General features: G+C 69.8%; 25 protein-coding genes and 1 tRNA gene. 18 read left to right on the top strand and 8 right to left on the bottom strand.

Annotated features, from left to right (window positions below; all coding sequences use genetic code 11):
- Window positions 1–2: 2 nt before the first annotated feature.
- The 6 genes from smc to ABD970_RS08140 all read right to left on the bottom strand — a co-directional run bounded on the left by smc (window position 3) and on the right by ABD970_RS08140 (window position 6,515).
- Window positions 3–3,515: a chromosome segregation protein SMC gene (gene smc / locus ABD970_RS08165; protein ID WP_345294997.1), complete on the bottom strand. Its 3,513-nt coding sequence runs from the start codon at window positions 3,513–3,515 to the stop codon at window positions 3–5.
- Between the two features lie 241 nt (window positions 3,516–3,756).
- Entirely contained in the window at window positions 3,757–4,542 is a 786-nt protein-coding gene (locus tag ABD970_RS08160; RefSeq protein ID WP_345294996.1) for a DUF5694 domain-containing protein, read from the bottom strand.
- Between the two features lie 78 nt (window positions 4,543–4,620).
- Window positions 4,621–5,241 carry a TetR/AcrR family transcriptional regulator gene (locus ABD970_RS08155; protein ID WP_345294995.1) on the bottom strand — a complete coding sequence of 207 codons (621 nt, stop codon included), beginning with the start codon at window positions 5,239–5,241 and terminating at the stop codon, window positions 4,621–4,623.
- Window position 5,242: 1 nt separating this feature from the next.
- Window positions 5,243–5,632 carry an ester cyclase gene (locus tag ABD970_RS08150; protein ID WP_345294994.1) on the bottom strand — a complete coding sequence of 130 codons (390 nt, stop codon included), beginning with the start codon at window positions 5,630–5,632 and terminating at the stop codon, window positions 5,243–5,245.
- 287 nt (window positions 5,633–5,919) lie between these two features.
- A complete protein-coding gene (locus ABD970_RS08145; RefSeq protein WP_345294993.1) occupies window positions 5,920–6,219 on the bottom strand; it encodes a BolA family protein in 300 nt (99 codons plus the stop codon).
- Entirely contained in the window at window positions 6,216–6,515 is a 300-nt protein-coding gene (locus ABD970_RS08140; RefSeq protein WP_345294992.1) for a YciI family protein, read from the bottom strand. Before ABD970_RS08140 ends, ABD970_RS08145 begins: the two co-directional genes overlap by 4 nt.
- A 522-nt stretch (window positions 6,516–7,037) precedes the next feature.
- Here ABD970_RS08140 and ABD970_RS08135 point away from each other — a divergent pair.
- Genes ABD970_RS08135 through ABD970_RS08125 form a run of 3 tightly spaced genes read left to right on the top strand, consistent with a single transcriptional unit; the run spans window position 7,038 to window position 10,350 of the window.
- On the top strand, window positions 7,038–7,973 hold the full coding sequence (locus tag ABD970_RS08135) for a segregation and condensation protein A (protein WP_345294991.1): 936 nt from the start codon (window positions 7,038–7,040) through the stop codon (window positions 7,971–7,973).
- A gap of 54 nt (window positions 7,974–8,027) precedes the next feature.
- Window positions 8,028–8,837 (top strand): SMC-Scp complex subunit ScpB, encoded by an 810-nt coding sequence (scpB, locus tag ABD970_RS08130; protein ID WP_425563069.1) that lies wholly within the window; start codon window positions 8,028–8,030, stop codon window positions 8,835–8,837.
- Complete coding sequence (locus tag ABD970_RS08125) at window positions 8,830–10,350, top strand: pseudouridine synthase (RefSeq protein WP_345294990.1); 1,521 nt, start codon at window positions 8,830–8,832, stop codon at window positions 10,348–10,350. Before scpB ends, ABD970_RS08125 begins: the two co-directional genes overlap by 8 nt.
- Window positions 10,351–10,768: 418 nt before the next feature.
- Here the strand turns inward: ABD970_RS08125 and ABD970_RS08120 are convergent, their stop codons facing one another.
- Both ABD970_RS08120 and ABD970_RS08115 read right to left on the bottom strand, forming a co-directional pair.
- Window positions 10,769–11,578, bottom strand: coding sequence for an amidohydrolase (locus ABD970_RS08120; protein ID WP_345294989.1), 810 nt, complete (start codon window positions 11,576–11,578; stop codon window positions 10,769–10,771).
- Between the two features lie 254 nt (window positions 11,579–11,832).
- Complete coding sequence (locus ABD970_RS08115; protein ID WP_425563068.1) at window positions 11,833–12,978, bottom strand: pyridoxal phosphate-dependent aminotransferase; 1,146 nt, start codon at window positions 12,976–12,978, stop codon at window positions 11,833–11,835.
- Window positions 12,979–13,052: 74 nt separating this feature from the next.
- Here ABD970_RS08115 and ABD970_RS08110 point away from each other — a divergent pair, with 74 nt between their 5' ends.
- From ABD970_RS08110 to ABD970_RS08040, 15 genes are all read left to right on the top strand, one after another.
- A complete protein-coding gene (locus tag ABD970_RS08110) occupies window positions 13,053–13,541 on the top strand; it encodes a DUF3293 domain-containing protein (RefSeq protein ID WP_345294988.1) in 489 nt (162 codons plus the stop codon).
- A gap of 65 nt (window positions 13,542–13,606) precedes the next feature.
- On the top strand, window positions 13,607–14,248 hold the full coding sequence (ccmA, locus tag ABD970_RS08105) for a heme ABC exporter ATP-binding protein CcmA (protein WP_345294987.1): 642 nt from the start codon (window positions 13,607–13,609) through the stop codon (window positions 14,246–14,248).
- A 106-nt stretch (window positions 14,249–14,354) separates the two neighbouring features.
- Window positions 14,355–15,038, top strand: coding sequence for a heme exporter protein CcmB (ccmB, locus tag ABD970_RS08100; protein ID WP_345294986.1), 684 nt, complete (start codon window positions 14,355–14,357; stop codon window positions 15,036–15,038).
- Window positions 15,039–15,138: 100 nt separating this feature from the next.
- Window positions 15,139–15,888, top strand: a complete 750-nt coding sequence (gene ccmC, locus ABD970_RS08095) for a heme ABC transporter permease CcmC (RefSeq protein WP_345294985.1) — start codon at window positions 15,139–15,141, stop codon at window positions 15,886–15,888.
- Complete coding sequence (gene ccmD, locus ABD970_RS08090; protein WP_345294984.1) at window positions 15,885–16,055, top strand: heme exporter protein CcmD; 171 nt, start codon at window positions 15,885–15,887, stop codon at window positions 16,053–16,055. Before ccmC ends, ccmD begins: the two co-directional genes overlap by 4 nt.
- Window positions 16,052–16,552 (top strand): cytochrome c maturation protein CcmE, encoded by a 501-nt coding sequence (gene ccmE / locus ABD970_RS08085; RefSeq protein ID WP_345294983.1) that lies wholly within the window; start codon window positions 16,052–16,054, stop codon window positions 16,550–16,552. The genes ccmD and ccmE overlap by 4 nt, the downstream gene beginning before the upstream one ends.
- A gap of 222 nt (window positions 16,553–16,774) precedes the next feature.
- On the top strand, window positions 16,775–18,745 hold the full coding sequence (locus ABD970_RS08080) for a heme lyase CcmF/NrfE family subunit (RefSeq protein WP_345294982.1): 1,971 nt from the start codon (window positions 16,775–16,777) through the stop codon (window positions 18,743–18,745).
- Window positions 18,742–19,287: a DsbE family thiol:disulfide interchange protein gene (locus ABD970_RS08075; protein ID WP_345294981.1), complete on the top strand. Its 546-nt coding sequence runs from the start codon at window positions 18,742–18,744 to the stop codon at window positions 19,285–19,287. The genes ABD970_RS08080 and ABD970_RS08075 overlap by 4 nt, the downstream gene beginning before the upstream one ends.
- The gene (locus ABD970_RS08070; protein WP_345294980.1) at window positions 19,284–19,721 is read left to right on the top strand and encodes a cytochrome c-type biogenesis protein; all 438 of its coding nucleotides are present in this window, start codon (window positions 19,284–19,286) and stop codon (window positions 19,719–19,721) included. Before ABD970_RS08075 ends, ABD970_RS08070 begins: the two co-directional genes overlap by 4 nt.
- 4 nt (window positions 19,722–19,725) lie before the next feature.
- Complete coding sequence (locus ABD970_RS08065; protein WP_345294979.1) at window positions 19,726–20,742, top strand: tetratricopeptide repeat protein; 1,017 nt, start codon at window positions 19,726–19,728, stop codon at window positions 20,740–20,742.
- A 54-nt stretch (window positions 20,743–20,796) separates the two neighbouring features.
- Complete coding sequence (metX, locus tag ABD970_RS08060; protein ID WP_345294978.1) at window positions 20,797–21,912, top strand: homoserine O-acetyltransferase MetX; 1,116 nt, start codon at window positions 20,797–20,799, stop codon at window positions 21,910–21,912.
- A 117-nt stretch (window positions 21,913–22,029) separates the two neighbouring features.
- Complete coding sequence (locus ABD970_RS08055) at window positions 22,030–22,641, top strand: cysteine dioxygenase family protein (protein ID WP_345294977.1); 612 nt, start codon at window positions 22,030–22,032, stop codon at window positions 22,639–22,641.
- A 181-nt stretch (window positions 22,642–22,822) separates the two neighbouring features.
- Window positions 22,823–22,909, top strand: a tRNA-Leu gene (locus ABD970_RS08050).
- Between the two features lie 45 nt (window positions 22,910–22,954).
- Complete coding sequence (locus ABD970_RS08045; protein WP_345294976.1) at window positions 22,955–23,317, top strand: DUF4437 domain-containing protein; 363 nt, start codon at window positions 22,955–22,957, stop codon at window positions 23,315–23,317.
- Between the two features lie 95 nt (window positions 23,318–23,412).
- The gene (locus ABD970_RS08040; RefSeq protein ID WP_345294975.1) at window positions 23,413–24,216 is read left to right on the top strand and encodes a fructosamine kinase family protein; all 804 of its coding nucleotides are present in this window, start codon (window positions 23,413–23,415) and stop codon (window positions 24,214–24,216) included.
- The last annotated feature ends 8 nt before the right edge of the window (window positions 24,217–24,224 follow it).

Here is a 24,224-nt window from a genome sequence, read left to right as displayed (position 1 = left end):
AATCACGCCGCCCCCGCCAGCCTCGCGGCCTCGGCCAGGTCCACCGACACCAGCCGGCTGACCCCGGGCTCCCGCATGGTAACGCCACTGAGCTGCTGGGCGGCTTCCATCGTCGCCTTGTTGTGGGTGACGAACAGGAACTGCACCTGTTCGCTCATCTCGTTGACCAGGCTGGTGAAGCGCCCGACGTTGGCTTCGTCGAGCGGGGCGTCGACTTCGTCGAGCAGGCAGAACGGGGCCGGGTTCAGGCGGAAGATCGCGAACACCAGCGCAACCGCGGTCATCGCCTTTTCGCCGCCCGACAACAAGGTGATGTTCGAGACCCGCTTGCCCGGGGGCCTCGCCATGATCGTCACGCCGGTGTCCAGCAGGTCCTCGCCGGTGAGCTCGAGGTAGGCATGTCCGCCGCCGAACAGGCGCGGGTACAGCTCCTGCACGCCCGAGTTCACCCGGTCGAAGGTGTCCTTGAAACGGCCGCGGGTCTCGCGGTCTATCTTCTTGATCGCGCCTTCCAGCGATTCCAGCGCCGCGGTGAGGTCGGCGTCCTGCGCGTCCAGGTATTCCTTGCGCTGCGAGGCCTCGGCGTGCTCGGCGATGGCAGCCAGGTTGACCGGCTCGAGCCGCCGCAACTTGGCGTCGAAATCGGTGACCGCCTTTTCCCACGCGCCCGGCTCGGCGTCGTTCTCCAGGCCAGACAGCACTTCGTCGAGGACGAAGCCGGCATCCACGACGGCCTTCGACAGCTGCTCGGCCTGGATGGCCAGGGCCTGCTGGTCCAGCTTGCGCTGGCTGATCGCCTCGCGCTGGGCGAGCGCCTGCTCGTCGCGTTCGTGCCGCGTCTGCTCGAAGCCACGCAGTTGCTCGTCGATCGCCTCGAGCGCCGCCCGTGCCTCGCCCAAGGATTTCTCGCTGCGAACGCGCGCCTCCAGGGCGGCCTGGCGCTGCTGCTCCAGGTCCGACTCCGGACTGCCGCCGCTGGCGAGCTGGTTCGACAATTCGCCCAGGCGGTTGTCGAGCTGCCCGCGCTGGCTGCCCATCCGGTCCAGCGATTGGGCCAGCGCCACGACCTGTGCGCGCTGCGATTCCAGCGTCAAGGCCAGCGCGTGGGCGGCCTCGGCCGAATCGCGCGCGGCGGCGCGTGCCGTGTCGCGCTGCTCCGCGAGACGGCGCCGATCGTCGTCTAGGGCCTGCCGCGCTGTTTCCAGCTCGGCCATGCGCTGCACGGCCTGCTCCAGCCTTGCCCGCGCCTCGCGCGCCTGCAGGCCGCTGTCGTCCACGGTCTTGGCCAGTTCCGCCCGCTCGCCGTCGATCTGCTGCAACCGGTTGCGCGCGGCATCCAGCCGGCCTTGCTGGCTCTGCAGCCGGCCAGCGAGTTCCGAGACGTTGCGATGCGCGTGGTACAGCGCGCGCTGCGCTTCCTCGCGCTGCTGCTCGGCTTCCAGCAGGCGGTCGCGCCAGGCGCTCAACCCGCGATCGAGTTCCTGTTCGCGTTGCTGCAATTCATCGATCCGCGCCCGCAGCGACTGGATCTCGCGTTCGCGCAACAGCGCGCCCTGCTTGGCGGCCCCGGAGCGCAACACGCGCACCCAGCCCGCACCCAGGCGTTCACCGGCTCGGGTGATGACCGACTCCGATGGGTCGAGCCTGGCCTGGAGCGCCCGCGCCTCGTCGAGGCTCTCGGCGACGTGCAGCCGTGCCAGGAGGCGGCGGATCGCCACCGGACCGCGCACCTTGTTGGCCAGCGAGGTCCCGGCAAAGCCTTCGGTGGCATCGCTGCGTTCCGCTGAATCGACCAGGGCCAGTCGCCCTTCGCCCAGGTCCGCAAGCGCATCCACCAGCGTTTCCGGCGCCTCGACCAGCACGCCTTCGATCAATTGTCCGAGCGCCGCCTCGACGGCGTTTTCCCACCCCGCATCAACGCCAATCCGTTCGCCGACGCGGGCGGCGCCGTCCAGCCCCTGCTGCTTGAGCCACGCCACGGCGGCGCCCTGCTCCTGCCCCAGCGCCGCGTGTTGCAAGGCCTCCAGCGACGACAGGCGACCCCGCGCTTCCTGTGCCTGCTTGCGGACGTCCGACATCTCGCCCTGCGCGACGCGCTGCTGGTCCTGCAGTTCGAGTGCGGCCTGCTTGCGAGCCTCGACATCGGCGGCCAACGCGTCCAACGACGCCTTGCGGGTGCCGTGTTCCGATTCCACCCCGGAAAACGCCTGCGCCAGCGCCTCAAGGTCCAGCGTGGCACCTTCGGCCTCGAGCTGGTCGAGGCGGCGCTTCGCCTCCAGTCCCTGGCGGTCCAGGTAGTCGACGCGGGTGCGCTCGACCTCCGCGGCACGTGAAGCCTCGGCCTGCTCCGCGCTGTGCGCATCCCAGCGCTGCTGCCAATCGGCCAGTGCCGCCTCGGCATCGCGCAAGGCCTGCTGCCGCCCGCCGTCCGTGGACTGCAGCCGTGCATGCTCCGGCTCCGCTTCGGCGATCGCCGCCTGCAGCGACTGCAGGCGCGCCTGGTCGCCGCTGATGTGCTCGCCGAGCTCGGCGAGCGCGGTGCGGGTCTCGTCGCGGGCGCGCTGCAGGCGTTCGGCCAGCTCGCGCTGGTGGGCGATCTGCTGCTCGATCCGCGCCAGCTGGCCGCCGACTTCGTAGCCTTCGGCCTGGGCCTTGTTGAGTGCCTCCACCGCCTCTTCGCGGCGCACGCGCCCGGTCTCGATCTCGCGTTCGGCCTCGCGCTGTTCGGCGATCAGCTGCTGCAGCCGGGTCTCTTCCTGCGACAAGCCTTCGCGCAACCGCTGCAGCTGCGCATCGAGCGCGCGGTATTGCAGCGCCTTCCACTCGGCGTCGCGGACCTTGCGTTCGGCCTGGATCGCGGTGTACTGCTCGGCCTGCCGCGCCTGCCGGGCGAGGTGCTGCAGCTGCTTGCCGACCTCCTCGCGCAGGTCGTTGAGGCGGTCGAGGTTTTCCCGGGTATGGCGGATCCGGGTCTCGGTTTCCTTGCGGCGCTCCTTGTACTTGGAGATGCCGGCGGCCTCCTCCAGGTAGACGCGCAGGTCCTCCGGGCGGGCATCGATGATCTGGCTGATCATGCCCTGCTCGATGATCGAGTAGCTGCGCGGGCCCAGGCCGGTGCCGAGGAACAGGTCGGTGATGTCGCGCCGCCGGCAGCGCGCGCCATTGAGGTAATAGGTGCTGGTGCCGTCGCGGCTGACCGTGCGCTTGACCGAGATCTCGTTGAACGCCGCGTACTCGCCGGTGATGGCGTGGTCGCTGTTGTCGAACAGCAATTCGACCGTGGCCTGCGACACCGGTTTGCGCGCCGAGCTGCCGGAGAAGATCACGTCGGTCAGCGAATCGCCGCGCAACCGGCTGGCGGTGCTCTCTCCCATCACCCAGCGCACCGCGTCGATGATGTTCGACTTGCCGCAGCCGTTGGGACCGACCACGCCGGTCATGTTGGTCGGCAGGTGGAGCGTGGTGGGATCGACGAAGGACTTGAAGCCCGAAAGCTTGATCGTGGACAGGCGCATGCGGCTGTAGTGTGCCTCGGCGACATCCGGACCAGGCGGACGTCACGTTTGGAAGGAAGGGCGGGACGAGTCCCGCGTTCGGAGCTTCCGGATTGCAGTTCTACCGCTAACCCGTTGAATCGCTTGGCGGCGACGTGCCGTGGCAGCCTCGCTGCGAGGCAGTATAACGGCCGCCGCCGGGGTTGGCTGCCGGCTACGTCCGCCCTGGCGATCCAGCCCGTGATGGGCCGGAGGGATCAGGTCATTCGCGCGGCAGGTAATCGATCGCCTCGACCAGTTCGACCCCGGGGGCCTCCACGACGCACCGGCGCAGCAGGTAGACATGGCCATGCCCGAAAAACGCGACGGCCCGGCTGCCCGGCCGGAGTGCCTGCAGCAGGCGCGCGCAAATCGCCAGGTTGCGCTGCTCCCAGGCTGCGTTGAGCTCGACGCCCGGCTGCACATCGTCGTCGCCGAAACGCAGCAGCGCCGCGTAGAGCGCGTGCGACTCGGAGATGGCCCCGGGCTGGTTCATCGCATGCAGGACCGTGCCGATGGAATGCTCGGCCTGCAGGGCCGCGAATCGTGCGATCTCCGCCTGCGCCCGCGCCTGCAGTCCGGCCAGCTCCGCTCCGCGGCCGTTCGCTTCGGCCCAGGCATGGACCGGCCCGAACGGAAAGGCCCCCTTCACGTCGATACCGTGCACGCGCTCGAGTCCGGCGGCGCTTGCCAGCCGGAATCCCAGCTGGACGACTTCGTTGTCCGAGGGAGGGAGCGTGCCGTCCAGGTACCGGGCATACCGTTCGTCGGCCTGTGGCCGTGGCCATTCCACGGCCACCAGGGTCGGCGCGAAGCCCTGCAGGGCGGAGACCACGCGGGCGATCTCGGCCTGGCGGGCCGGCGTCGAAACATCCGCTGCCTCGACGTTATGGATGTCCTGGCCGGGGTTCGAGAAATGGTAAGTGCCCACGATCATGACCTGGGCCGGCTCGCTTGCCTGCGCCAGCGCGGTCAAGGAGACCAGCAGTACAAGCAGAATTTTCTTCATCATCGTTTCCTGGAAGCTGGCCAGCGTGGCCAGGGAGTGCGGGAATGGTGGAGGGAGGTGGCTGCGTTGCAACGGCCCTCAGGAGACGTGCCCGGGTTTTCTGGCAGCCGCGACCAGGGCCCGGATCATCCAGCGCTTGAGCTCCCTGGCTTGCGCGTCGTCGATCTGCAGGACGTCCCGGCAGACCAGCATGGCCTCGGTCCCGACGACGAGCGCCAGGGCATGCGCCAGGGTTTGCCTGTCGCGAGGGTTGAAGGATGCCTTGGCCGGCGCCAGCGCGGCCTCGATCAGGGGGCTACGGCGGTTCTGCCGCGCGGGGACCCCCTCCCCACGGGCGCCCCGCGCGTCGGCTTGCAGCGACTGCGCCAGCATGACCCGCATCGCGCCCTCGTTCCTGGCCAGCACCTCGTGCAGCGCGTCGTCCACCCGGAACAGCCGGGCGACCGGCTCCTCGCACCCGTCGCCGAACAGCGCGGACGCCTCCGGCACCGCGATGTCCAGCGCCGCCTCCGCCAGCAAGGCCTCCACGCCCGGGAAGTAGCGGTAGGCGGTGGCGCGGGACACCAGCGCTTCCTCGGCGACCTCTTCCAGGCTCGGGGCATGGTCGAGTCGCTGCATCAGCCGCGAAGCCGCCTGCAGCAGGGCCTTCCGGGTCCGGCGCCGCTGGTTCGTCCGTCCTGCCGTGGGTCGGGTGGACATCTCAGTCCTGCGGCAGCTGCTTGAGGACGGCGGCGTAGTCGATCCAGACGTTTTCCCGACGGATGGCGCCCGTCCCGCTGAACTCGACGACATGCAGGAGGCGGAACTCGAGCGGGCGGCCCCGGCCTTGCAGGCCGAAGGGCCGGCCGGGCGCGGTCCCGCGCCAGAGCGACTCGTCGACCAGGAAATCGGGGCCGTAGAGCCGCCTCAGGCAGGTGACCTGGCTGTCGGCCAAGTCCTGGAACAGTCCCTCGTAAAAAGGTCTCGCCGACTCCGCGCCATGCGTCGGACCGGCGGGCGAGCCGACGACATCGTGCTCGACGTCGTCCGCGAGCGTGCCCAGCACGCCTTCGACATCGTCGTTGGCTTCGAATCGGAAGTGTTCATCCATTTTTGCGTCCATTTCGGCACGGGTCATCGGCATGGCGCGGCTCCAGGGGCCAGGAGTGTGGAGTCGAATCGTAACGAGACAAAAATCTCATTTCAAGATATTTGTCCCATGACTGATGGCACCCTGCCCGGCCCGGCCCGGTCGCGGTCGAGTCCGCGGGTCGCCGCCTGGGGGAGCTCGGCGAATCACCTGCGGGCGTTCAGCCGCAAGCCACACGGGCGAAAGCAATTGGCCTGGCAAAGCGAAGGCGCCAGCGACGGAGGCCCGGAAAGCGGGACACCCTGGTCTCAGGCCGCGCCCTCGGGTGCGGATGCCTGGATCGACAAGGCATGGATGTCGGTGTCCATCAGCGGCCCCAGGGCGCCATAGATGGCCCGATGCCGCTGCAAGGGCGCCAATCCCGCGAAGCACGCGCTCCGGATCGTGACGTGGAAGTGGCCGCGACCATCCTGCGCGCCGACATGGCCGGCATGTCGATGGCTGTCGTCGCGGATCTCCAGGGCCTCGGGACGGAACGCCGTTTCCAGCGCAGCGCGGATCGCTTCGACCCTGCGTTCCCGCGGGAGCGGTCCGCGGGCGGCGGTCATGGCAGCACCTGCCGGAAAGGACGGACTTCGACGCGCGCATACACGCCGGCGGCGACGTACGGATCCTCGTCGGCCCAGGCCCGCGCCGCCGCCAATGAATCGAACTCGGCGACCACCAGGCTCCCGCTGAAGCCCGCGGGGCCTGGGTCCTCGGCATCGATGGCGGGACAGGGGCCGGCCAGCAGCAGTCGCCCCTGGTCGCGCAAGGTGGCCAGTCGCTCCAGGTGGTCGACGCGTGCCTTCCCGCGCTTGGCAAGCGCGCCGGGACCGTCGTAGCCCTCGATGACGTACCACATGGTTGGGAGCTTCCCGGCAATTGGAGTGACGCCGGATTGTAGCCAGCCCGGGGCGCGGTCGGACCTCGTCGAAGGCGGGGCGCGCGCTTTGCCGCCTGGTCCATCCAGCACCCCAGTGGACACGCCACGCCCGAGTCCGTACCCTAAACTCCAGTTTCGCGGCCGGAACGCAGCGGCCCGTCACGGACACCGCAGGATCCGGACGCTCGATTCGCTGCCCCCACCCGGCCTGCCCGACGACCTTTTCGCCGCACTGGTGCATCGGCTTCGATGCGACCGTCGCGCATGTGGCGTCCGGCGACCCCGCACCGCCAGGCCGACCCGAACCGGCCATTGCATTGCCCGACGCGTCACCGGCCTGCGGTCCCCCGCGCGCCAACCGGGAGCAGGACCGCGCGCCGCCCGCAGTCCGCAACCGCTGGAAACCGCACCGACCGAAACCTGCAACGTGGCCCGGAGGGGGTCGCCCCACATGAGCAAGCCGCCGGAATGAGTCAACCCGGAATACCCGACGCGCCCGGCATGGCAGCCGCGCACGCGCCATCGCAACCTCCCCGCCAGCAGGAAATCCCGCTGGCCGTGGTGCATGGCCAGGCCGTGCTGCAGATCCCGCAGGACCTGTACATCCCGCCGGACGCGCTCGAGATCATCCTCGACGCCTTCGAAGGTCCGCTCGACCTGCTGCTCTACCTCATCCGCCGGCAGAACCTCGACATCCTCGACATCCCGGTCGCCGAGATCACGCGCCAGTACGTCGCCTACATCGACGTCATGCAGGAGCTGCGCTTCGAGTTGGCCGCCGAATACCTCGTGATGGCCGCGATCCTTGCCGAGATCAAGTCGCGGATGCTGCTGCCGCGGCCGCCCGTGGAGGACCTGGAGGACGATCCGCGCGCCGACCTGGTGCGCCGCCTGCAGGAGTACGAGCGGTTCAAGCAGGCCGCCGAGGACATCGATGCCCTGCCCCGGCAGGATCGCGACACGACGCCTGCGCAGGCCTTCGTCCCCGACCGCGCGGCGGTGCGCCTGCCGCCCGAGGTAGACCTGCGCGAGATGCTGCTCGCCCTGCACGACGTGCTCAAGCGCGCCGAGCTCTACACCCAGGTCGCGATCAAGCGCGACGCGCTCAGCGTTCGTCAGAGGATGGGCGAGTTGCTGTCGCGGCTGTCCGATGGCGCCTTCCATCGCTTCGAGAGCCTGTTCGAGCCGCGCGAGGGCAAGCTCGGCGTGGTCGTGACCTTCCTGTCGATCCTCGAACTGGCCAAGGAGCAATTGCTCGAGGTGGTGCAGGAAGCCGCGCCGCAGGGCGGCGAAGCCGATGGCACCCGGGGCCGCCTGCCGCTGGGGCCGATCTACCTCAAGTCGCTGGCCACGCGCGACGGCGACGCCACCGCCGCGCTGGAACTGACCAGCGAATTCGACGAAGACCTCGACGTCGCCAACGACGACGCACCGTAGCGTCCCACCCCTCCGGTAGCAGGGCCCGGCCCTTCGCCCATCAGAACGACCCCAATGGACCAACACCTCATCAACCGCATCGTCGAAGCCGCGCTGCTGGCGGCCAACCAGCCGCTGAGCCTCGTGCAGCTGCACGGGCTGTTCCCGCTGGACCAGCCCGCCCCCGAGGGCGCCGTGCGCGAGGCCCTGGCCACGTTGCAGGCCGACTGCGCGCAGCGCGGCGTCGAACTGGTCGAGGTCGCCTCCGGTTGGCGCTACCAGGTAAAGGCCGACGTGCACGAGTGGGTGGCGCGGTTGTGGACCGAGCGCCAGACCAAGTACACCCGCGCGACGCTGGAGATCCTCGCGCTCATCGCCTATCGCCAGCCCATCACGCGTGGCGAGATCGAGCAGGTCCGCGGGGTCTCGGTCAACAGCAACATCATCAAGGCGCTCGAGGAGCGCGAGTGGATCCGGGTGGTCGGCCACCGCGACGTCCCGGGCCGCCCCGAGCTGCTGGGCACGACCAAGGCCTTCCTCGACTACTTCGGCCTCAAGCGCCTCGACGAGTTGCCGCCGCTGTCGGAGCTCAAGGATTTCGGCGCGCTGGACCCCGAATTCGCCTTCGATGCCGCGCCCGGCGAGGCCATCCCGGCCGGCGGCATCGGCGACCGGCAAGGCGACGCGGATGCAGGCGGCGCTACCGCCGCCGATTCCGGTTTCGACGTTGGCGCCGACGCCGATGAAGCAATCGATGGCGCGTCGCAGCCAACCCCGGCTGAACCCCCGTCCGACCTAGCGGACCTGCAATCCATCCCCCGCCCATCCACCGAAGAACCTGCCCTCGCCGAAGACGGCGACAGCCCCGGAGCAAGACATGAGTGATGCACCCAGCCGCAAGCTGACCCTCAAGCGCGACAACCCTGGCAACGATGCCCCCCGCCTCACGGAGCGCCTGCACAAGGTGCTGGCACAGGCCGGCCTCGGCTCGCGCCGCGCGCTGGAGCAGCGCATCGCCGAGGGCATGGTGCGCGTCAACGGCGAAGTCGCGCAGACCGGCATGTCGATCGGCAGCGGCGACCGCGTCGAACTGGACGGCAAGGTCTTCGTCGCCAGCGCGCTGACCGATCCGGCGCGGGTGCTGATGTACAACAAGCCCGAGGGCGAGGTCACCACCCGGGAAGACCCCGAGGGTCGCCCCACCATCTTCGAGTCCCTGCCGGCATTGAAGGGCGCGCGCTGGATCGCCATCGGCCGGCTCGACATCAACACCACGGGCCTGCTGCTGCTGACCACCGACGGCGAGCTGGCCAACGCGATGATGCATCCGTCGTTCGAGGTCGAGCGCGAGTACGTGTGCCGCGTCCGCGCGCCCGAGGGCGAGGAGACCGTGTCGGAGAAGATCGTCGACCGCCTGCGGCGCGGCATCGCCCTGGACGACGGCCCGGCGAAGTTCGAGGAGATCAAGCGCATCGGCGGCACCGACTCCAACGAATGGTTCCAGGTCCTGCTGAAGGAAGGCCGCAACCGCGAGGTGCGGCGCCTGTGGGAATCGCAGGGCTGCCAGGTCTCGCGGCTCAAGCGCATCCGCTACGGCTCGGTGGAATTGCCGCAGCCGCTGTTGCGCGGCCAGTCTCAGGAACTCCCTGACGAGAAGGTCGAGGCCTTGCGCCGCGAACTGAACCTCGAGGAGGGGCCGCCGCCGGCGCTCACCCTGCAACCGGTGATCGGCCAGCGCAAGGCGGCCAAGTCGACCGTGCACGTGGGCGGCCATCGCACCGCGGGCTACGTCGGCGGCCACAGTACGGCCGACGAGGGCCGGGAGCTGAGGCGTTTCGACCACGTCCGCGAAGATCGTGGCCGCGGGCACCACGGCAAGGGCGGCCGCGGCGGCCACGGGGGCTTGACGGTCAGCGGCGAAGCCGCGGCCAAGCAATCGCAGAAGCCGTTCAAGCAGCGCAAGGACAAGCACTCGCGGGCGTTGCCCGAGGGCAATCCTGCGGCGTTCAGGACCTGGTACGTGCCCGAGGGCGTCGAAACCGGCCCGAGCGGGCATCGCAACGCCGACGGCCGCGGCCCGAAGAAACCCTACGGCAAGAAGCACCCCGGTGGCCGGGGCGGACCGGCCGGCCCGCGCCCGCAAGGCAAGCCCGGCCCGGGCGGCCAGGGCCAGCGCACGCCCAAGCCCTACGGTCACCCGGGCAATGCTCCGGTGTTCCCCTCGGACCACGCCACCCCGGGTGCCACCAGTCCCTACAACAAGCCGCGTGGACCGCGTCCTCCCGGCAAGCGCCCGGCCGGAAAGGGCGGCCCGCGCCCGGCCGGAAAAGGCGGTCCGCGCCCAGGCGGGAATCGCGGGCCGCGGGGTGGGGGTCGACAAGGCGGCGATCGCAGCTAGCCCGGCGAATCGGGGCAGGTCCCTCCGCGCGGCGCCGTTGGAAGCGCGTCACCCATCGCAAGGCATGGGTGGCACGCGAGCATGCGCAGGCAGGTTCAGGCGTCGACCGGTCGCCGGGGACGTCCCTTAGGCATCGGGACGACGCAGTCGTCGACGGCTTGGATCCGACCGGTGAGGCGCGCCCCGCCCCTTACAGGTGGCGCGCAAGCCGCGCCGAAAGCCGCGGCAGGCTGCCCTGCGATGGACGCTCGTCCACGCGCGGATCGAACAGTCCTGCGATTTGTGGCCGCGCATTGCACCACCTTGCAGCCAGGCGACACCCCCGGCACTGCCCACGCGGTGGTGCGTCGCACGCCCACTCCATGACGGACGAGCCTGCCCTGAGTGCCGCAAGGGCGGGCGCCCTGGATCGCCATGCTCACTCGATGCTGAACGCGTCTCCGTCCAGCATCGCGGGGAACCGTTCCCGGTGCGCAGCCAGTTCCGCCGCCTGCAGCGTCGTCGTGACCACCACCTCCGCGTCCGTGCATTCGCTCACGGCCTGACCCAGGAAATCGATCACGGCGCTGTCGCCCGAATAGTGGATCCCGTTGCCATCGATGCCGACGCGGTTGAGCCCGGCGACATAGCACAGGTTCTCGATCGCACGCGCCCGCAGCAAGGTTTTCCAGGCGTAGGCACGCGCCGCCGGCCAGTTGGCGACGTACAGCTGGAGATCGAAATCCAGCGCACCCGGACGCTCCACGTCATAACGGTTGCGCGCGAACACCGGGAAGCGCAGGTCGTAGCAGACCAGCGGATTGATGCGCCAGCCTTTCCATTCGACCACCAATCGCTCGCGGCCCGGCGCATAACGTTCGTGCTCGCGCGCATAGCGGAACAGGTGGCGCTTGTCGTAATGCCGGACGGCACCGTCGGGCGTCACCCAGAGCATGCGGTTGAAGACCCCCGACCTGTTCGCCCGGTCGTCGCGAATCTGCACGCTACCGGTGATCGCGGCCTCGAGTTGCCGCGCCTGCTCGCGCATCCACGCCACCGTCGGCCCGTCCATGGTCTCGGCGCGATCGATGGCGTCGTTGGAAAAACCGCTGGTGAAGGTCTCGGGCAGCAGGACCAGGTCGGTCGTGCCACGCAGCGGCGCCACCAGCTCGCCGTAATAGGCGCGATTGCCGTCCGGGTCGTGCCAGCGCGTGGCGCCCTGGACCAGTGAGATGCGGAGGTCGTCCATGCCGGCATTGTGCCGCAGGGCATGCGGCGTCCGCAGCGACTTCGCCCCGAGGACAGGCGGACCGCCTGGCGCGCCGCGATCCGCGGGACGGACCGTCGCATTGGCGCTGGTGCTGCAATACCCGGGGATCGTTCCGCGCGCTCCACCCAGGCAGGGCTGCTCCTCCCGGCACCAGGGTCCGGGCCATCGACGCGCATGCACCCTGCCCTGGTCTTCCCGCGCTCGCGAGGGAAGGAGCATTGGCGGCGCGGCTCCTAGAGCTTCTGCAACCGTGAGATCGCGGCGTCCAGCGTTTCCGGGTTCTTGGCGAAGCACAGTCTCGCCAGGCGCTGGCCGGGCGGCGGGGCGTCGTAGAACGGCGACAGCGGGATCGCGCAGACGCCGTGTTCGATGGTCAGCCAGCGGCAAAACGCGTTGTCGTCCAGGTCGCTGACCGCCGAATAGTCGACCAGCTGGAAGTAGCCGCCCGGCACCGGCAGCGGCTCCAGCCGGGTCTGCAGCAATTGCTCCCGGAATCGGTCGCGCTTTTCCTCGTAGAACGCGCCCAGCTGTTCGTAATGCTCCGGCTCGGCCTCGATCATTTCCGCGAAGGCATGCTGCGCCGGGTTGAAGGTGCAGAAGACGTTGTACTGGTGGACCTTGCGGAATTCGGCCGACAGCGCGGGTGGCGCCACGCAGTAGCCGATCTTCCAGCCGGTGCAGTGGTAGGTCTTGCCGAAGCTGGAGACCACGTACGCCCGCTCGCGCAGCTCCGGGTAGCGCAGCACCGACTCGTGCCGCGCGCCGTCGAACACGATGTGCTCGTAGACCTCGTCGGAAAGCAGCACGATGTCCGTGTCCCGCAGCAGCGCGGCCAGGGTGGCCATGTCCGCGGCAGTGAGCATCGCGCCGGACGGATTGTGCGGCGAGTTGATCATCAGCATCCGGGTCCTGGGGCCGATGGCCTGGCGCACCCGTTCCCAGTCCGGCGCGAAGGTCCGTGGATCCAGCGGCACGTGGACGGCACGGCCGCCGGCCAGCTCGATCGCCGGGTCGTAGCAATCGTAGGCAGGATCCAGCACGACGACCTCGTCGCCCGCGCGCACCACCGCGTGCACGGCGTCGAAGATCGCCTCCGTCGCGCCACTGGTGACGGTAATCTCGGCGTCGGCATCCGGGCGATGGCCGTAGACCCGCTCGGTCTTGGCGGCGATCGCCTGCCTCAGCGCCGGGATCCCGGTCATCGGCGCGTACTGGTTATGGCCGGACCGCAGCGCCCGCTCCACGGCATCGAGCAGGCGGGACGGGGGCGCGAAGTCGGGGAAACCCTGGCCGAGGTTGACCGCGCCGTGTTCCGAGGCGAGCTGCGACATCACCGCGAAGATGGTGGTGCCGACTTTGGGCAGCTTGGTCTGCAGCATCGGAATCCCCGCGACGTCACGAAAGTTGAACCATGCAGTTTACGGACCATCGCGGATGGGTTACACCTTGCGCCATGCTGACGCCCGCCCGCGCACTCCCCGACGGCAGACTCGCCGAGTTGACCAAGGCCTACCTGAGCGCGGATTACCGCTGGCAGTGCGACGGCCGTTGGCACCACCTCCATATCGGCCAGCCCGCGCCGGAGCTGGAACGCGTGGAGCCTGGCGCGCGCTGCCACGGGTTCCTGTCCGGCTGGGATCCATGGTCCATCCCGCGAGCCGAGGCCCTGAACCGCGAAGCCGACGAGGCCCTGCAAGCCTGCTTGCTGGAGGCAGGCAAGCCCTTCCGCCCCGCCTTTGCGTCGGCGCCCAATCGCACCTGGCGGGAACCCAGCTGGCTCGTGTCGGGCATGGAACTGACCGAGTTCGACGCGCTGGTCCAACAGTTCGGGCAACTGGGCTCGCTCTGGTGGCGGACGGGCGAACCCGTGCGCCTGCGCATGGCTGCGCGTTGCCCGCCCGGGTTCTCGAACGTTGCGTGGCTGGACTGGATCGGCGCCTGAACGGCGCGGAGCCCCAGGCACTAAAATGACGGCCCGATGGTCGCCACCGCGACCGAAGTCCGCAGATGCCTGATACCCCGACGCACCCGCCCCTGCTCGCCGCCCGCGGCCTGCGATTCACGCGCAACGACGAGCCGGTGTTCGGCCCCCTGGACTTCACCGTCGATCGCGGCGAAACCCTGCTGGTGCAGGGCGACAACGGCGCTGGCAAGACCACCCTGCTGCGGGCCTTGGCGGGCCTGTTGCGCCCGGATGCCGGCGAGATCGCCATCGACGGTCAGTTGGCGCGCCGCGCGCTGCGAGCCCAGGCCATGGCCTACCTCGGCCACCTCCCGGCGCTGAAGGCGGACCTCAGCGCGCTGGAAAACCTGCGCTTCCTCTGTGGCCTCCATGGCCGGCGGCCGACGCAATCGGCCGAAGGCGCCCTGGGCATCGTCGGCATGGCCGGCTACGAGGACGCCCTGGCCCGCCAATTGTCCGCCGGGCAGAAGAAGCGTTTGTCGCTCGCCCGGCTCTGGCTGTCGCCGGCCCCGCTCTGGCTGCTCGACGAGCCCTACGCCAACCTCGACCTGGAAGGCATCGAACTCGTCAACCGGATGGTGCAGGCGCACCTGCGCGACGGAGGCGCGGCACTGGTCACCACCCATGGGGCCTATGCCGCTCCTCCGGTGCGCACGCGGTTGCTGCCCCTGGAGCGGCCGGCATGACGGGTTGGAGGCGCGGCCTCGAACCCACGGGCCGCCTTGCCATCCTTTTCGGCGACCGGCCGCCAGGATCGGGCCCGCGATCCCGGGCGTTCCGGGAGAGCCCGCGATGACGCACGCGTCCCTGCCAAGGGCCGCGCGCGCCCTCGTCGCCCGCGACCTTCGCCTGCTCTGGCGCCGCCGGGGCGACGCGTTGCAGCCGGCGTTGTTCGCCTTGCTGGTACTCGTCCTGTTCGCCCTGGCGCTGGGCAGCGACGCGCAGCTGCTGGCGCGGGTCGGTGGCGGCGCCATCTGGGTGGCGGTGCTGCTCTCCGGCCTGCTCGCGCTCGACAGCCTGTTCCGGGGCGACGCTGAGGACGGCTCGCTCGAGCAATGGCTGCTGGCGCCGGTGCCACTGGCCTGGCTGGTCGGCGTCCGCGTGTTCACCCACTGGGCGACCACGGCCGTGCCCCTGCTGCTGGCCACGCCAGTCCTCGCCGAGCTGCTGCAGGTACCGCGCGGCCAGTGGCCCGTGCTGCTGGCTTCGCTGGCGCTGGGCACGCCGCTGCTGTCCTTGCTGGGTGCCGTCGTCGCCGCCCTGACCGTGGGGATGCGCCGTTCCGGTATCCTTGTCGCCCTGCTGGCGCTGCCGTTGTACGTGCCGGTGCTGGTGTTCGGCGCAGGGAGCGTCGCCGCCAGCGCGCAAGGCCTGGATCCTGTCGGCGGCCTGCTCATGCTCGCCGCCGGACTGGTGCTGTCGGTGGTGCTGGCGCCGCTTGCCGCTGCCGCCGCGATCCGGATCGCGCTGGATTGAACGCCACGGATCGCGCGCCAACGCCTTGACCCCGGCGACGCCCGCGCGGGCACGCCACCCTCCCCGGCCCTCTCCACCTGCGGAAGAGGGGAAAGAAGAAATGAATCCTGTCCTTCGCTGGTTCCATCAACTCGGTTCGCCGCCCACCTTCGACCGCTTCGCGGCGCGCTGGTCGCCGTGGGCGTTCGTGCTCGCCATCGCGACGATGGGCGTGGGCCTGTATGGCGCGTTGTTCGTGGTGCCGCCCGACTACCAGCAGGGCGACAGCTTCCGCATCCTCTACATCCACGTCCCCAGCGCCTGGATGAGCCTGTTCGTATTCGCGCTGATGGCCCTGTACGCCGCGATCGCACTGGTCTGGCGGATCAAGCTCTGCGAGATCCTGGCGATGGCGTGCGCGCCCATCGGCGCGGCGTTTACCCTCATCACCCTCGCCACCGGCTCGATCTGGGGCAAGCCGATGTGGGGCACCTGGTGGGACTGGGATCCCCGGTTGACCAGCGAACTGATCCTGCTGTTCCTGTACCTCGGCGTGATCGGCCTGTACCACGCGATCGACGACCGTCGCGCCGCCGCGCGTGCCGCCAGCCTGCTGGCGATCGTGGGCGTTGTGTTGCTGCCCGTGATCCGCTACTCGGTGGTGTGGTGGAACTCGCTGCACCAGGGGCAGACCATTCGCCTGCTGGGCGAATCGAGCATCGATGCCAGCATGGTCCCGCCGCTGGTCTGGATGCTGGTGGGCACCAAGCTCTGGTTCGTAGGCTCGCTGCTGGCGCGCGCCCGCGCCGACAACCTCGCGCGCGAAGCGGGCAAGGACTGGGTCTTGCGCCCGGCAGGGACGACGCGATGACCTACCGGGAATACGTGCTCGCCGCCTATGCGGTCTTCGCGGCCGTGCTGGCATGGGACTACGTCGCGCCGCGCCTGCGCATGGCGCAGCTGCGCCGCGCAGCCCGTCGCGAAGCGGCGCGCCGTGCAACGGCGAAACAACCGTTGGCGGGAGGATTGCAGCGATGAACCCGACCCGTCGCCGACGCCTTTGGCTGGTGCTGGCCCTGCTCGTCGCGGCCGTCCTGGCGGCGACGCTGGTGGTCCTGGCCATGCAGCGGAACTTCGAATACCTCTACACGCCGGCCGAGGTGTTGCGCGGGACGGCCGGTGCGGGGGTACGCAGCGGCGAGGCACGCTTCCGGCTGGGCGGCATGGTGGCCGCCGGTTCGTTCCAGCGCCAACCCGGCTCGATGCAGGCCGGTTTCCGGGTGACCGACGGCGACGCCGAACTGCCCGTGGTCTACACCGGCATCCTGCCCGACCTGTTCCGCGAGAAGCAGGCCGTGGTCGCGACCGGGCGGATGCAGGGCGATGTGTTCGTCGCCGAGCAGGTGCTGGCCAAGCACGACGAAACCTACGTGCCCAGGGAAGTCGCCGACAAGATGGGGTTGGCGCACCAGAAACATGGGGTCGAAACGCCGACAGAAGGCGGGGTCGGAAATGACGGGTCGGCGACGCCTTGAGCGCCCGCGACGCAATCCCGCTTCCGCCGCCCGGGAAATGGCAGGTCGGGAAGGCCACGGAGCGGGTGGCGACGCGACGCGCCGTGGTGGTTCGACGCCGTGCGCGCATCGCCACCAATGCCAGCGCTCCGGGCGCGTCGGCACCCGTCGATCCCCGCCGCCGCTCCTTCCAGCCTCCCGTCTCGTCCTTCCTGCCACGCACCACATGCGTTGGGCGCCGTGATGCTGCCTGAGCTTGGCCAAGTCAGCCTCGTCCTGGCGCTGCTTGCCGCGGTGATGCAGGCCGTGCTGCCGCTGTTCGGCGCGCACCCGGCACGAGGGGCACCGGGCGTGGGTCGCAATGCCGCGTGGATGTCGGTCGCCCGCCCTGCTGCCTACCTGCAGGTGCTGCTGGTCGCGGTGGCGTTCGCCCTGCTCACCACGGCCTTCGTCACCCAGGATTTCTCGGTCCGGTACGTCGCCGAGAATTCCAACTCCCTGCTGCCGCTGCAGTACCGGTTCTCGGCCGTCTGGGGCGCGCACGAGGGCTCCCTGCTCCTGTGGGCGCTGATCGTCGCCGGCTGGGGGGCCGCCGTCGCATCGTTCTCCCGGTCGCTCCCGGAGCAGGTGGTGGCGCGCGTGCTCGGCGTCATCGGACTGGTGGCCGTCGGCTTCCTCGCGTTCCTGATCTTCACCAGCAACCCTTTCGCGCGGCTGATTCCGGCGGTCGCCGAAGGCCGCGACCTCAATCCCCTGCTGCAGGACCCCGGACTGATCATCCATCCGCCGATGCTTTACATGGGCTACGTCGGCTTCGTGGTGCCGTTCGCGTTCGCCATCGCGGCCCTGCTCGACGGCCGGGTCGATGCACGCTGGTTGCGCTGGACCCGGCCGTGGACCAATGTCGCCTGGGGCTTCCTGACCATTGGCATCGCGCTGGGGTCCTGGTGGGCGTACTACGAGCTCGGCTGGGGCGGTTGGTGGTTCTGGGACCCGGTGGAAAACGCCAGCTTCATGCCGTGGCTGGCCGGTGCCGCGCTGCTGCATTCCCAGGCCGTGACGGAAAAACGCGGCAGCTTCCGCGGCTGGACGCTGCTGCTAGCGATCGCCACCTTTTCGCTGTCGCTGCTGGGCGCCTTCCTGGTGCGCTCAGGGGTACTGACGAGCGTGCATGCCTTCGCCGCCGATCCGGCCCGCGGCTTGTTCATCCTGGTCTTCCTCGGGCTCGTGGTGGGCGGATCCCTGGTCCTTTACGCGCTCCGCACCCCCTCGCCGGACCAGGGAAAGCCGTTCGCCCCCGCGTCGCGCGAGACCCTCCTGCTGGCCAACAACCTGCTGCTCGTCGCCGCCTGCGCCATGGTGCTGCTGGGCACGCTGTACCCGCTGCTGGCCGATGCGCTGGCGCTCGGGAAGATCTCGGTCGGGCCTCCCTACTTCTCGCTGCTGTTCATGCTGCTGATGGCACCGCTCGTGCTCCTGCTCCCGTTCGGCCCCCTGACGCGCTGGCAGCGGGAGGACGCGTCGAAACCGATGGCCTTGCTGGTGCCGTGGGCGGGACTGGCGATCGGCGTGGGCGCGGCGGCGTTCTTCCTGGCCCCGCAAGGCGCCTGGAAGGTCGGTGCCGCCGTGCTGGGCGCGGTCTGGGTCGCGGCCGGTACCGCGCGCTTCGCCTGGTCGCGCCTGCGCGGCAGCAGTCGCTTCACGGCTGAGATGCTCGGCATGACGCTGGCGCACGCCGGGATCGCGGTCTTCCTGGTCGGCGCGCTGATGGTCGAAGGACTCAGCCTGCAACGGGAGATCGCGATGCGCCCGGGAGAGACACTGCAGCTGGGGCGCGACCGCTTCAGCTTCGAGGGCGTCGAACGCGTCCAGGGTCCCAACTATCTCGCCGATCGCGGTACCGTGTTGCTGCATGGCAACGACGGAAGCACCGTGGCATTGCATCCCGAGAAACGCGCTTACGCGGCCGGTGGGCAGGTCATGACCGAGGCGGCGATCCAGCCGGGCGCCTTGCGTGACGTGTACGTCGCGCTCGGCGAATCGCTGGGCGACGATGCGTGGGCGGTTCGTGTGCACGTGAAACCGTTCGTGCGCTGGATCTGGGCGGGGGCGCTGCTGATGGCACTGGGCGCGTTCGTGACCGCGACCGACCGGCGGTTCCGCCGTGCGGCCGTAACCCGCGATGAACCCGAACCCGCAGGCGTCGGCGCATGAGGCCGGGTCGCTGGCTCCCCCTGCTCGCGTTCGCCGCGCTGGTCGCGTTGCTGTCCGCCGGCGTCTGGCTGAGCGGACGCGGCGATCGCGACGCCCTGCCCTCGCCCCTGATCGGCAAGGCCGCACCGGCCTGGTCGCTGCCGCTGCTGCACGAACCCGACCGGCGGTTGTCGTCCGAAGACCTGCGCGGCGCGCCCTACGTGCTGAACGTCTGGGGCAGCTGGTGCCCCGAATGCAGGACCGAACACCCGGTCCTGACGCGCTTCGCCGAGACCAAGCGCGTGCGGGTCGTCGGCTACGACTGGAAGGACGAACGCGCCGATGCCTTGCGCTGGCTCGAGCAGTTCGGCAACCCGTACTGGGCGGTGGTCGCGGACATCGAAGGCCGCACGGCCATCGACTGGGGCGTGTACGGCGCGCCGGAAACCTTCCTCGTCGACGGCAACGGCATCGTGCGCTGGAAGCACGTCGGCCCGATGGACGACGATGACATCGAGCGCGGACTGTTGCCCGCGCTCGAAAGCCTCGAGCGCCCCCGATGAAGCGTTTTCTGCTGGCGGTGTTGCTCGCCCTGCTTCCGGCCACGGTGCTGGCGCAAGCCGGACAGGACGCGGCGCCATTGAAGTTCGCCGATGCCGGCGAGGAGGCCCGCTTCCGGGCGCTGGTCGCCGAGTTGCGCTGCGTGATGTGCCAGAACCAGTCGCTCGCCGACTCCGACGCGCTGATCGCGCACGAGCTGCGTCGCGAAGTGTTGGCGCTGATGCGCCAGGGCAAGGACGACCGCGAGGTGAAGCAGTTCCTCGTTGCGCGCTATGGCGACTTCGTGCTGTACCGCCCGCGGGTCGAGTCCCGGACCTGGGCGCTCTGGTTCGGACCGTTGCTGCTCCTGCTCGCGGGCGCGGGGGTGATCTTCGCCATCGTCCGCCGGCACGCCGCCGGCCCGGCCGTGCCACGCGACGACTCGCAGGAATGGTGAGCCCGTGACGCCGACCGTGGCATTCGGCGCACTGGCCGTCGCCCTCGGCCTCGTGGTGGCGGTGCTGCTGGCGTGGCCTTTGCGCAGGTCGTCGCCACGGCAGTTCGCGGGTGTCGTGGTGGTGATCCCCTTGCTCGCGGTCGGCCTCTATGCCCTGGTCGGATCGCCCGCCAGCCTGGTCCCTTCCCCGCGCAGCGCGCCGCAAACGCTGGACGAAGCCCTCGCCGATCTCGAGGCGGGATTGCAGCGCGACCCCCGCCAGGTCGAAGGCTGGCGCCTGCTCGGGCGCGCCTATGCCCAGCGGCAACAGCCCGCGAAATCGCGCGACGCCTTCGCGCGCGCGGCTGCCCTCGCACCGGACGACGACGACATCCAGGTGGAGTTCGCCGAGGCCAGCGCGCTCGCCGATCCGGCGCGTCGCTTCGACGCCGAGTCCATCGCCCTGCTGCGCGAGGTGCTCGCGCGCACGCCATCGCACCAGCGCGCACGCTGGTTCCTCGGCATCGCGCAACGACAGGCCGGCGACGGTGCAGGCGCCGCCGACACCTGGACGCCGTTGCTGGCGCAGGTGGACGAGAAGACCGCCGCCAGCTTGCGCACGCAGATCGATGCCGCTCGCAAGGACGCAGGGTTGCCGCCGATGCCCTCGCAGGAGCCGACCGCGCCGGAAACGTCGAAAGGCACTGTCCGCGTACGCGTGTCCCTGGAGCCCGGACTCGCGTCGCGGATCCGGCCCGATGGCAACGCCAGCGTCTTCGTCATCGCACGGATCCCCGGCGGCCCGCCGATGCCGGTCGCCGTCGAACGCCACGCCGTGCGCGACCTCCCGCTGGACATCACGCTCGACGATGGCGACAGCCCGATGCCGACCCGGAAACTTTCCGACCTCGACGCGGTGGAGCTGGTGGCACGCCTGTCCCTCAGCGGCGATGCCGCGCGTGGCGAAGGAGACCTGGAGTCCAGCCCCATCCGGATCACCCTGCCCGTGGCCGAGCCGGTGTCCATCGTCCTGGGCGAATAGCGTGCAGGCAGTGGGCCGCGACCGGGCTTGCACCACGGGCTAGACTTGCCGCACATGACCGAATTCATCCCGCCCGGCACCCGCTTCGTCGACCTGCCCTCGTCGTTCCCGATGAAGCGCGGCGGTGCGTTGAAAGGCGCACGGGTCGCCTACGAAACCTGGGGCGCGCCCAACGCGGCGCGAGACAACACCATCCTCGTCCTGACGGGACTGTCGCCGGATGCGCATGCCGCCTCCAATGCAGCCAATCCGGAGCCGGGCTGGTGGGAAGCCATGCTCGGACCGGGCAAGCCAATCGACACCGATCGCTGGTACGTGGTCTGCGTGAACACCCTGGGCAGCTGCAAGGGCTCGACCGGCCCGGCATCGATCGATCCCGCCACGGGCCAGCCCTACCGCCTCGGGTTTCCTGAGCTGTCCATCGAAGACGTCGCCGACGCCGCACACGCGGTGGTCCAGTCGCTCGGGATCGACCGCATCGCCTGCCTGGTCGGCAACTCCATGGGTGGCATGGCCGCGCTCGCCTTCCTCGATCGCCATCCCGGCCTGGCCGCCAGCCACGTCAACATCTCCGGCGCGGCGCGTGCGTTGCCGTTCTCCATCGCCATCCGCTCGCTGCAGCGCGAGGCCATCCGCCTCGACCCGCAATGGAACGACGGCTGTTACGACGACGACCATTACCCGGAGTCCGGCATGCGCATGGCGCGCAAGCTGGGCGTGATCACCTACCGGTCGGCCCTGGAGTGGGATGGCCGCTTCGGCCGGGTCCGCCTGGACTCGGACCGGCGTGACGACGAAGACCCCTTCGGGCTGGAGTTCGAGGTCGAAAGCTACCTGGAAGCCCACGCCCGCCGCTTCGTGCGCAACTTCGACCCCAATTGCTACCTGTACCTGAGCCGCTCCATGGACTGGTACGACCTCGGCGAGTCCTGCCATGGCACCACCGACCAGGGGCTTGCGAACCTCCGCGTCGGACGCGCGCTGGCCATCGGCGTGCACACCGACATACTGTTCCCGCTGCAGCAGCAACGGCAGATCGCCGACGGCTTGCGCGCCGGCGGCGCCGAAGCCCACTTCCTGCCGCTGGAGTCTCCACAGGGCCACGATGCCTTCCTGGTGGACATCGACCGCTTCGGGCCCGCCGTGGCCGGGTTCCTGTCCGCACTCTAGGTTTCCGGCTGGCGTGCAGCCCGCCTTGCCTGCGCACAAGCCGGGCTGGCCGACGCGTCCGCCCAGGGGCATGCCAGGCCCCAACAAGCTCCGGCGGCAAGGCGTAAAATGCCCCGCATGAGTCCTCCGCGCCCCGAGTTCGACCCCTGCGTTCCGAATGTCGCCTTTCCCGGCCACGAGAAGTTCGTCGCCGGCATCGATGCCGCGGTGGCGCTGGGCGACGACCAGGCCGTCACCTGCGCGTTGCGCAGCTGCCTGTGCGCGATGATCCGTGATCCCGAGGTCGAACTTCCCGAATGCGTCCACGAGCCCATCGTCGACCACTACGCGCGGCGCGAGCTGTACCGAAGCCCGGACCACGGTTACAGCGTCGTCGCCATGACCTGGGGTCCCGGCCAGGGCACGCCGATCCACGATCATTCCGGCCTCTGGTGCGTCGAAGGCGTGTGGGATGGCGAACTCGAGATCACGCATTACGAACTGCTCGAGCAGGATGGCGAACGTTTCCGCTTCCGCCCCGCCGGCGGCATCCATGCCGGCCCGGGCAGCGCCGGCAGCCTGATCCCGCCGCACGAGTACCACACCATCCGCAATACCAGCCCGGACACCGTGGCCGTCTCGCTTCACATCTACAAGGCGCCCATGGATTGCTGCAGCAAGTTCCAGCCGCAGTCCGGCGAGTGGCACGTGCGCCAGGACAGCCAGCTGCCTACCGACGAGGCCGCCTGACCCCGACCCTGCAAGCGAGTCCGATAGTGGAGCGCGCGCACGGCCCGGGCCCCGATTGCCGACGTCGAACCGCATCGGACGTTAGTGCTGCGGGCGCCTCCGGCAAGGCGTGCGCGCCGGGCCATGCCACGGTCCCCGGCGCAGCACCGCGGTCCGACGGCAAGCTATAATCCCCGCCCGCGCCGAAGTGGCGGAATCGGTAGACGCAGCGGACTCAAAATCCGCCGCCCTTAAAAGCGTGTGGGTTCGAGTCCCACCTTCGGCACCAACATTCCTGCGGCACCCGGTGCTTTTGCACCGCCGGGAGGCACCCATGGCGCATGCGATCCCCGTGATCCTCGCCCTGCTCCTGGCCGCGGTGGCAGGCCCCGGGATCGCATCCGAGCCCACGGCCATCGCCGGGGCGCAAGGCGCGCTCGGCCGGGACGGCGCGAACTTCGTTGGCGGCGTGATGCGCCTGCCCCTGCACGGAGGCGCGAAAGCATGTCGTCCGTTATCGAGCCGCGTCGTCTTCCCGACTGGATATTCCGCGCCGCCCCATACCCACTCCGTGGACCCCAATGCCGTGGTCATCCGCGGCGTTTCGAACATCGCCTTCTCCAAGCGGGTGGACCGCACGCAGGCGTGGGACGTCGATGCCGGCGGGTATCTTCATTCCGGCCGGCACGGTGCATGACGAGTGGTTCGACGAGCCCACGGAACTGCATCTCCACGGCACCGGGCCGATGGAGACCGTGCTCGTGGACCCCATCGACTGACGGCGCTGCCCTAATGACCGAGGCCTCCTCGCGCGCGATGCCGGACGCCGACGGCTTCCATCGACTGGAGTGGGCGGGGGGTCGGGCCGCCATCGCCAAGCGCCGGCGCGACATGCCGCCGGCTTTCTTCGCCGCGGAGGCACTGGGCCTTGACGCGCTGCGTCGGTCGAAAGGCCTCCGGGTACCGGAAGTGTTTTCGGTCGGCGTGGACCATATCGTGTTGGAGGACCTGGGCGTGGGAACGCCCGGATCGGCGTTCCATGCCAATGCGGCAATCGGCCTGGCGAGGCAGCACGCCTGCCTCGGCGAGGCGTTCGGGTTCGAAGCCGATGGCTGGTGTGGGGATTCGCCGCAGGACAACGCCCGCGACAGGGATGGCCACCGTTTCTTCGCGCAGCGACGGCTGTTGCCGCAGGCCAAGCGTGCCTTCGATGCCGGGCGGTTGAGCGGCCGGGACATGGTGCGCGTCGATTCGATCTGCCGGCGTCTCGATGCACTGATCCCGCCACAACCACCGGTGTTGCTGCACGGCGACTTGTGGCAGGGAAACCTGCATGCCTGCAGTGATGGCGACCCGGCACTGATCGACGCGGGCGCCGTCCATTACGGATGGGCCGAGGCGGAACTGGCGATGTTGCACTTGTTCGGGACACCGCCGGAGGCCTTCTTCGCCGCCTACGCCGAAGCGGCCCGCCTGGACCCGGGTTGGCGGCGGCGCGCTCCGATCTACAACCTCTACCACCTGCTCAACCACCTCAACCTGTTCGGCGCTGCCTATCTCGAGGAGACCAGGAGGGTCATCGAACGCCATGGTTGACAGCGAGC

Source organism: Luteimonas vadosa, assembly GCF_039543545.1.
GTDB classification, from domain to species: Bacteria; Pseudomonadota; Gammaproteobacteria; order Xanthomonadales; family Xanthomonadaceae; genus Luteimonas; species Luteimonas vadosa.
The sequence above is the reverse complement of the archived record's forward strand: the minus strand, read 5'-3'. Positions and strand labels throughout refer to the sequence as shown.

What these genes read in the sequence shown, in the direction of transcription:
- smc (WP_345294997.1), bottom strand. Translation starts at nt 3,515, where the DNA reads ATGCGCCTGTCCACGATCAAGCTTTCGGGCTTCAAGTCCTTCGTCGAT.
- ABD970_RS08160 (WP_345294996.1), bottom strand. Translation starts at nt 4,542, where the DNA reads ATGAAGAAAATTCTGCTTGTACTGCTGGTCTCCTTGACCGCGCTGGCG.
- ABD970_RS08155 (WP_345294995.1), bottom strand. Translation starts at nt 5,241, where the DNA reads ATGTCCACCCGACCCACGGCAGGACGGACGAACCAGCGGCGCCGGACC.
- ABD970_RS08150 (WP_345294994.1), bottom strand. Translation starts at nt 5,632, where the DNA reads ATGGATGAACACTTCCGATTCGAAGCCAACGACGATGTCGAAGGCGTG.
- ABD970_RS08145 (WP_345294993.1), bottom strand. Translation starts at nt 6,219, where the DNA reads ATGACCGCCGCCCGCGGACCGCTCCCGCGGGAACGCAGGGTCGAAGCG.
- ABD970_RS08140 (WP_345294992.1), bottom strand. Translation starts at nt 6,515, where the DNA reads ATGTGGTACGTCATCGAGGGCTACGACGGTCCCGGCGCGCTTGCCAAG.
- ABD970_RS08135 (WP_345294991.1), top strand. Translation starts at nt 7,038, where the DNA reads ATGGCAGCCGCGCACGCGCCATCGCAACCTCCCCGCCAGCAGGAAATC.
- scpB (WP_425563069.1), top strand. Translation starts at nt 8,028, where the DNA reads ATGGACCAACACCTCATCAACCGCATCGTCGAAGCCGCGCTGCTGGCG.
- ABD970_RS08125 (WP_345294990.1), top strand. Translation starts at nt 8,830, where the DNA reads ATGAGTGATGCACCCAGCCGCAAGCTGACCCTCAAGCGCGACAACCCT.
- ABD970_RS08120 (WP_345294989.1), bottom strand. Translation starts at nt 11,578, where the DNA reads ATGGACGACCTCCGCATCTCACTGGTCCAGGGCGCCACGCGCTGGCAC.
- ABD970_RS08115 (WP_425563068.1), bottom strand. Translation starts at nt 12,978, where the DNA reads ATGCTGCAGACCAAGCTGCCCAAAGTCGGCACCACCATCTTCGCGGTG.
- ABD970_RS08110 (WP_345294988.1), top strand. Translation starts at nt 13,053, where the DNA reads ATGCTGACGCCCGCCCGCGCACTCCCCGACGGCAGACTCGCCGAGTTG.
- ccmA (WP_345294987.1), top strand. Translation starts at nt 13,607, where the DNA reads ATGCCTGATACCCCGACGCACCCGCCCCTGCTCGCCGCCCGCGGCCTG.
- ccmB (WP_345294986.1), top strand. Translation starts at nt 14,355, where the DNA reads ATGACGCACGCGTCCCTGCCAAGGGCCGCGCGCGCCCTCGTCGCCCGC.
- ccmC (WP_345294985.1), top strand. Translation starts at nt 15,139, where the DNA reads ATGAATCCTGTCCTTCGCTGGTTCCATCAACTCGGTTCGCCGCCCACC.
- ccmD (WP_345294984.1), top strand. Translation starts at nt 15,885, where the DNA reads ATGACCTACCGGGAATACGTGCTCGCCGCCTATGCGGTCTTCGCGGCC.
- ccmE (WP_345294983.1), top strand. Translation starts at nt 16,052, where the DNA reads ATGAACCCGACCCGTCGCCGACGCCTTTGGCTGGTGCTGGCCCTGCTC.
- ABD970_RS08080 (WP_345294982.1), top strand. Translation starts at nt 16,775, where the DNA reads ATGCTGCCTGAGCTTGGCCAAGTCAGCCTCGTCCTGGCGCTGCTTGCC.
- ABD970_RS08075 (WP_345294981.1), top strand. Translation starts at nt 18,742, where the DNA reads ATGAGGCCGGGTCGCTGGCTCCCCCTGCTCGCGTTCGCCGCGCTGGTC.
- ABD970_RS08070 (WP_345294980.1), top strand. Translation starts at nt 19,284, where the DNA reads ATGAAGCGTTTTCTGCTGGCGGTGTTGCTCGCCCTGCTTCCGGCCACG.
- metX (WP_345294978.1), top strand. Translation starts at nt 20,797, where the DNA reads ATGACCGAATTCATCCCGCCCGGCACCCGCTTCGTCGACCTGCCCTCG.
- ABD970_RS08055 (WP_345294977.1), top strand. Translation starts at nt 22,030, where the DNA reads ATGAGTCCTCCGCGCCCCGAGTTCGACCCCTGCGTTCCGAATGTCGCC.
- ABD970_RS08045 (WP_345294976.1), top strand. Translation starts at nt 22,955, where the DNA reads ATGGCGCATGCGATCCCCGTGATCCTCGCCCTGCTCCTGGCCGCGGTG.
- ABD970_RS08040 (WP_345294975.1), top strand. Translation starts at nt 23,413, where the DNA reads ATGACCGAGGCCTCCTCGCGCGCGATGCCGGACGCCGACGGCTTCCAT.